This window comes from Hymenobacter terricola (assembly GCF_017921975.2).
GTDB lineage: Bacteria > Bacteroidota > Bacteroidia > Cytophagales > Hymenobacteraceae > Hymenobacter > Hymenobacter terricola.
Genome location: NZ_JAGEMO020000186.1, coordinates 1 through 677, shown reverse-complemented (window position 1 = coordinate 677; position 677 = coordinate 1). Strand labels below are relative to the sequence as shown.

Genomic DNA, 677 nt, shown 5'->3' with positions numbered 1-677 from the left:
CTACTGGCATACGCATTTCGGAATTACTCTCGCTCTGTTGGGAAGACATAGACTTTAAGACCTGCGCCCTGGAGATAAGGGGTAAGGGGAATAAAGACCGAATTGTGTACACCACCTCTGAATATCTCGACCTTATTCGCCAAGCATACGAGCGCAACCCTACAGAGGGTCGCATATTCCGTTACAATGAGCGAGACGCGCGCCACATGATATGGGAAGCCTTGAAGCCATGGAGCAGGGCAAAACAACTGTCACCCCATGCGATAAGGCACACATTCGCCACCACATTAGCAAGGCAGGGGGTCAACGTTGCCACGATAGCGACTATCTTAGGGCACAACCGCATTTCGACTACACAGAAGTATATCGACATGGCGCAAATGGACTGCAGAGCCGTTTCCGCCCAATATTCACCACTAAATCACTAAACACTATGAGCGAAGAAAAGAAAGAGCGCATTAAGCGTAAGTTCGCCCCCAGGGGGGAACGCAGTCAAAAGATGATGTCGTTTCGTCTTGACCAAGAAAACGAGTATTGGCTGAGCACCTTTCCCAACAAAGGGCGGTACCTAAACAATTTGATACGAGCAGACCGACTGCGGAGGTCTGAGGACTGATAAGCGCCCACCGAGCGAAAGCGAGGTGGGCGCAAACTTTATACCCCCCCGACCCACGGGG

Annotated in this window: 1 protein-coding gene; it reads left to right on the top strand. The window is 51.4% G+C overall.

Features of this window, described 5'->3' with window-relative positions; genetic code table 11:
- Window positions 1–428 (top strand): tyrosine-type recombinase/integrase (locus tag J4G38_RS28195; RefSeq protein WP_226164135.1); only part of this gene is annotated, 428 nt, incomplete at its 5' end.
- Between the last annotated feature and the right edge of the window lie 249 nt (window positions 429–677).